This is a genomic window from Aphanizomenon sp. UHCC 0183, from assembly GCF_009712065.1.
In the GTDB taxonomy this organism is placed as follows: Bacteria; Cyanobacteriota; Cyanobacteriia; order Cyanobacteriales; family Nostocaceae; genus Dolichospermum; species Dolichospermum heterosporum.
Window position 1 is genome coordinate 1 of sequence record NZ_VILC01000085.1, and the last position, 6,191, is coordinate 6,191.

Genomic DNA, 6,191 nt, shown 5'->3' on the forward strand with positions numbered 1-6,191 from the left:
GCAATTTTCATCACTAACAAACCATCTATAAATTACCATCCTGTCAATCCTTTAATCCTGGTTATCCTGATTCAGAATATTTTTCTGTAACCCTTAAATGTTAAAACTTACAAGTCTCGACGCGAGAGAAGAGACAACTTCCCCTGTTCTTCCCATCCCCCCAATACCCCTCATACCCCACCCTTCCCAAACGTCTAGATCATTGCGTTGTGTTAGATCCCCGACTTCTTCAAGAAGTCGGGGATCTGGGATGTTATAATATTAACTATTTTTCCCAGTAATTGATAGTCCTTCTACTATCAGCGATGGTGTATAACAAGAACCATTCCAATCCGCATCTCCACCTAGTTGCACCACTTGTTTTAGGGCTGTGTAGACGTTACCTGCTACCATCGTATCTTTGACTCTGCCAATTATTTGCCCGTTTTTGACCCGATATCCCAAATCAACATTGATGGAAAAATCACCTGATAGTCCGCTACAACTACCTAACATTTGATCGATAATTAAGCCATCATCCATCTTTTTAATCAAGTCTAATAGGGAAAGATCACCAGGTTGAATCAGGAAGTTAAATAATCCAGGAGTGGGATAACTACCTAAGCCAGGGCGAAAGCCATTACCAGTGCTACCGCTGTTTAATTGTTGTCCAGTGGTGCGATCGCTATAAAAATTCCGTAAAATCCCATTTTCGATAAATATCAATGACTGGGTAGGTTGACCTTCATCATCAAAGGGACAACTATAGGGACCAGCTTTTGGGTTTTGGTAAAGGGTCAGGGTGGGGGCAATAACTGGTTTACCCAATCTATCTGCCCAGGGGGAAGCCTTTTCCAAGATGTGTTTACCATTCAAAGCTGATTGCACAGTTCCCCACAGCATATCTGCTGCTTTGGAAGTGAACAATACAGGACTACGACCACTGGGACTAGGAATGTTTTCTTTAGCCCAATTTAAGCGCTGTAAAATTTGGCTGGCTACTTTCTCTGGGTTGAGTTTATCGCGTTGAGTTTGACCATCAGCAACACTGAGAAAATCATCACCTCTCACCCATTCCGCTGACATATAGCAGCTAAGTGTGGTGTCGGTGTAGTGAGAATCTAAACCTTTGCTGTTGATCAGTCTAGTGTTTTCTATATCGCATTCCCAGTCACTATGGCAAAGAATATCTGGATAGACATCACGAATTAAGGCGATCGCTTCTTTGCCCCAGTTAATCAACATCTCTACAGATACAGATGTGCCTAAATCTGGGTAAGATTGCCCCGTATAACTATTTAATTCAACCGTTTCCGGTGGATTTAATTGACTCAGTGCCAAAGATTTTTCCACCATAGCTTGGGGATCAACATCGCCATAAGCCACCGTCAAACCGGGACAACCATTCCGCCATAGCCGTAGGGCTGTACCCTCAGATTGACTGGTTTCTAGTTGTTTGAGACGGTTGGCTTCAAAAAAAACTGGTCGAGAAAGCGATCGTGACTGATATACTTCCGCAGCCTCAGCACCAGATTTGAGGGCAAGTTCTAGCAGTTGTTCCGCCAGTGTATCTTGTAACAAATTTGCAGAACCCATGTCCCTTTATGAATTATGGATTTTGGATATAAATCGCTTAATAGACGCACATTATTATCCCATTAGCGTGTCATCAACAGTTACAAAAAAGGGAACAGGGAACAGGGAACAGGGAACAGATAAGAAACACTCATTTGCACCAGTTTAGAGCTTATCCCTGCTTGTACCCTCATGGCAAATTGATTTCTTGTAACAGCCAAAAGCCCGCAAAATCTTGGGATTGAGAATCGGACTGGACACCAATAAAATGTACGCCATTGGCTTGTTCCTTAGCTACCGCAAAGCCCTGTGCTTCTGCCAAAAGTTCAGGAGTGCGGATATTAGCCACCACCCAACTTTCCGTAGCCCCCGTTTCTAAAATCAACCTGTTGCCTTGCTTGGTGTCAAAGTGCAAATAAGCCATTTCTAAACCAGACATCCAACCCGCTATGGGTAAAGCCCTGGGGGAGAAAATCAAAATTCCTGGTATCCGAGTTTCTGGGGACAATTGCGCCAAGTCTAGGGGAAAAGCTTCACCAAAGCCAATTTCCCAATCCGGCATTTCCGCCAAATCACTAGCCTCTAAAGTCACAAAAGCCCATTGTTTTCCTTCTAACGCATCTGGTAATCGCTGGGGCAAGGGTCTATCTAAACGCACCGAAGGATTAACTACCCCCTGATATCCTGGTTCTTGGGGATAAACTTCCTTCATTCGCTGCTGTATCCACTGGTTGAGAACCAACGTCCGCCGACTTGGTACGGCGGGTACTCCCACATCTTCACAGGATTTGGTGATCATGTTATTCATTTGGCGGCGGAAAAAGCGGATTTTGGTAGGTGCTGTACCAGCTTCTTCTATCGCTTCCTGGATTGCTGTCCGTAGCCAACCCGAATTTACCTGGGTACTTGGGCAATATTTAGCATAGCGAAACAGAGAATCCGTTGGTGTACCAATATCTACAGGACTTTCGCACACCAACATTTCCCACACTTTTTTCTGATTTTCGTCCAAAATCGGACGGGAGTAAAAATCGAGTTCCCAGTACATTTTTCTCTGGCTGCCCATGTTTTAGCGGTAAAAATCTGATGACTTAAATATTTGTGATTTCCTAACTTTACCAATTTACAGGAGCATTGATATTTACTAATTTTGGAGAATAACAATATACGCTTTTACAAAAAATAGATGCAATATAATGTACTAAAAAGGAAGATCCAGTCTCTATCCTTGACAGTAGCGTTGGGCTTGAGCTTGATATAAGTAGGTTGGTGTTGAAAATTGTCGTTATGGCAAGGCAAAAGGCAAGAGGCAAGAGGCAAGAGTGAAGAGGGTTTGGGCGATTTTACATTTCTTTACACAGTTTGGTTTTATTGTGTTCACCTACTTATATTACGGCTTATGTGAATTAAATGCTGAAACCCTTGTAATACCGTTGATGATTCTGGAATTATCGTTCTAGAGAACTCTGGAAACCCTGATAGAACCACAATATTTTTAACTCGCATAAGGCGTATATTTGTAAAGAGCGATCGCATTTTTGGATCTAACTGTATATTTGTTATCACCATTTGGTGATTTGGATTTGTTTACTCTAAGAGAAATCCACAAAAAAGATGATCCAATCTTGTGGGATGTGGGATGGGCATCTTGCCCGTCCTTGTATTATTAGCGGGCAAGATGCCCGCACCACAAGAAATTTTAGGATATTTTTTTAATTGGAAGTCTCTAATATGTAAGTGAGCGAGGGGGGAAACCGGAAAAATTAGTTCCCTCCCCAAAGCATCGGGGAGGGTTAGGGTGGGGTAATTTGAGGAATAATGGTGATTCGATAACTTGTGTGTACAGAGTAGCCTTTTAGGAGCTATCGTGTACACACAAGTTAAAACTGTTCCCTGTTCCCTGTTCCCTGTTCCCTGTTCCCTGCCTTCACAGATAACTTTTTCAGCAAACCCTAAATATAGTTTGTCAACTCATCAAACTTAGCCCGAACCACCTGTATATCCTGCCACATGAGCCACTTAGGCTTTCCTTGTTCCCGTGAAGGATTACGCAACAAGTAAGAGGGATGAAAAATAGGCATACATAAGCGCCCTTCCCACTCCAACCATTGACCACGAATTTTAGTAATCGGACGGTTATCACCAATCACACCCTTCACAGAAGTTGCACCTGTTAATAAGATAATTTTTGGGTCAACCAGGCGAATCTGCTCAAATAAATATGGTTTACAAGCAGCAGCCTCTTCATTAGTCGGTACACGGTTTTCCGGTGGTCTACACTTACAAATATTGGCAATATATATATCTGTTTCCGTACTTAAATTTACCGAAGCTAAGATACTTTCTAGTAATTGTCCTGATCTACCCACAAATGGTAAACCTGTTTCATCCTCACTTTTCCCCGGTGCTTCTCCAATAATCATAATATCGGCTTGGAGATTACCACGCCCAACCACAGCATGAGTCCGGTTCTGGGCTAACGCACAACGCTGACAGCCATTGCAATGTTTTGTCAATTCCTCTACATTCTCATAAGTTCCTGGCGGAATGGGAATTTTATTACTTGTAGTAATTAGCTCTCTTTGGTTTAAGCTGGAGTTATCAAATAAACTAAGTTGAGTCTCATGCTGCATGGAATTTAGAATGGTAACTGGAAACTTCAGAATATTAACGCAAATAAGTAGGTTAGCATTAGAGATCGTCGTTATGGCAAGGCAAGAGGCAAGAGGTAAGAGGCAAGAGTGAAGAGGCAAGAGGCAAGAGGCAAGAGGCAAGAGGCAAGGCAAGAGGCAAGAGTGAAGAGGATTTGGGCGATTTTACTTTTCGTTACATATTTCGGTTTTTTTCCGTTCACCTACTTATTACCACCCATCCTATCAATTAATAGACAGGATTAGATTGGGGCTTTGTCTACCTCATCACAAGTATCGCCCTTTTTTCCAGACAGCACACTCTAATTAATCAAGTTTTAAAGCATTAACTGGCACATCATCCCAAGATTTGACTGTTCGTAATTTTGCAATCCAGCCCTCTGCCTTTTGAGAGTTCGTGAGATTAGTCTTAAACGACTCATGACAATCTCTAGCCTGAGATTCATCACAAGAGGCAATACAGGCGTGAATCAGTCCAGAAGGATCAATTTGTTCATTTACCCAAATATTCATAGTTTATGTTTATATTTTGCAAATAGTCGGATTAAAACCGTCATCTTTAATTTTATAATACTTATTAAATTTATGTACAGAAATAAGCAAAATTCAAGCGAGTATTTAATATCACCAGTTCTTCCCAAATTCCTCTTCCCAATTCCTTTTTAACCCCCATGAGTGCAGAAATTATTTGCGTTGGTACAGAAATGCTGCTGGGAGATATCCTCAACAGCAATGCCCAATATCTTGCTCAACAATTAGCACAGTTAGGCATTCCTCACTACTATCAAACCGTCGTCGGCGATAATCCAGACAGACTCAAAGAAGTTATAGAAATTGCTGCTTCCAGAGTACAAATTCTCATTTTCACAGGTGGTTTAGGACCCACACCCGATGATCTCACCTGCGAAACTATCGCTGATTTTTTTGGCGTTCCTCTCATAGAACGAGCCGATATTGTCGAAGATATAGCCGAAAAATTTGCCCAACGGGGACGAATAATGTCCGCTAATAATCGCAAACAAGCCTTAATTCCCCAAGGTGCAGAAATTTTACCCAACCCTACAGGAACAGCACCGGGTATTATTTGGCAACCCCGTCCAGGATTAACTATTTTTACTTTCCCTGGTGTTCCCAGCGAAATGTATCGAATGTGGACAGAAACCGCAGTACCTTTCCTGAAAAGTCAAGGTTGGGGAAAGGAAATTATTTATAGTCGCAGTTTAAGATTTTGGGGAATTGGAGAATCTGCTTTAGCCGAAAAAGTAGCCCCCTACTTTAATTTAACTAATCCCACAGTAGCCCCCTATGCAGGCAAGGGAGAGGTCAGACTGCGAATCTCTGCTAAAGCCACAGACGCAACAACCGCAGAAGCTTTAATTGCACCCATTGAAAAACAACTAATAGAAATTGCTGGCTTAGATTATTATGGCATTGATAATGACACCCTTGCTGCTGTTGTTGGTAATTTATTAAAGTCTGCGGGAGAAACCCTATCTGTAGCCGAATCTTGCACTGGTGGGGGACTGGGGCAAATGTTAACGGAAATTTCTGGTAGTTCTGATTACTTTTGGGGTGGGGTAATTGCCTACGATAATTCTGTCAAAGTTGGACTATTAGGAGTCAACCCAGAGGATTTAGAGGAATTTGGGGCGGTAAGTGCGACAGTAGCTGAACAAATGGCTATTGGCGTTAAAAATCGGCTTTCAACCACTTGGGGATTAAGTATTACAGGCATTGCCGGACCAACCGGGGGAACCCAAACCAAACCAGTGGGTTTAGTCTATATTGGTTTAGCTTGTCCTGGTAATGAAGTAATCAGTTTTGAACATCGCTTCGGAACAATTCGGGGACGGTCTTTAATTCGTTATGTGAGTGCAAATGCAGCCTTAGATCATCTGCGGAGACATCTGCTCACAAGATAGTAGTCTGGTGAAGGGGGGTAGGGGAGGTAGGGGGGTAGGTAGGGGGGGGAGGGGGGGAGGGGGG

The 6,191-nt window shown here is 42.6% G+C and carries 5 protein-coding genes; 1 reads left to right on the forward strand and 4 read right to left on the reverse strand.

Annotation, left to right across the window (positions count from 1 at the left end):
* Positions 1-261: 261 nt before the first annotated feature.
* The 4 genes from FJR37_RS20955 to FJR37_RS20970 form a co-directional block, all read right to left on the reverse strand.
* A complete protein-coding gene (locus tag FJR37_RS20955) occupies positions 262-1,575 on the reverse strand; it encodes a TldD/PmbA family protein (RefSeq protein ID WP_168467027.1) in 1,314 nt (437 codons plus the stop codon).
* 169 nt (positions 1,576-1,744) lie between these two features.
* Positions 1,745-2,602 (reverse strand): Tab2/Atab2 family RNA-binding protein, encoded by an 858-nt coding sequence (locus FJR37_RS20960; RefSeq protein ID WP_371416154.1) that lies wholly within the window; start codon positions 2,600-2,602, stop codon positions 1,745-1,747.
* A gap of 904 nt (positions 2,603-3,506) precedes the next feature.
* Entirely contained in the window at positions 3,507-4,187 is a 681-nt protein-coding gene (locus FJR37_RS20965; RefSeq protein WP_168467029.1) for a uracil-DNA glycosylase family protein, read from the reverse strand.
* Between the two features lie 324 nt (positions 4,188-4,511).
* Positions 4,512-4,718: a hypothetical protein gene (locus FJR37_RS20970; RefSeq protein ID WP_053538132.1), complete on the reverse strand. Its 207-nt coding sequence runs from the start codon at positions 4,716-4,718 to the stop codon at positions 4,512-4,514.
* Between the two features lie 158 nt (positions 4,719-4,876).
* Here FJR37_RS20970 and FJR37_RS20975 point away from each other — a divergent pair, with 158 nt between their 5' ends.
* On the forward strand, positions 4,877-6,127 hold the full coding sequence (locus FJR37_RS20975) for a competence/damage-inducible protein A (RefSeq protein WP_168467030.1): 1,251 nt from the start codon (positions 4,877-4,879) through the stop codon (positions 6,125-6,127).
* Positions 6,128-6,191: the final 64 nt, after the last annotated feature.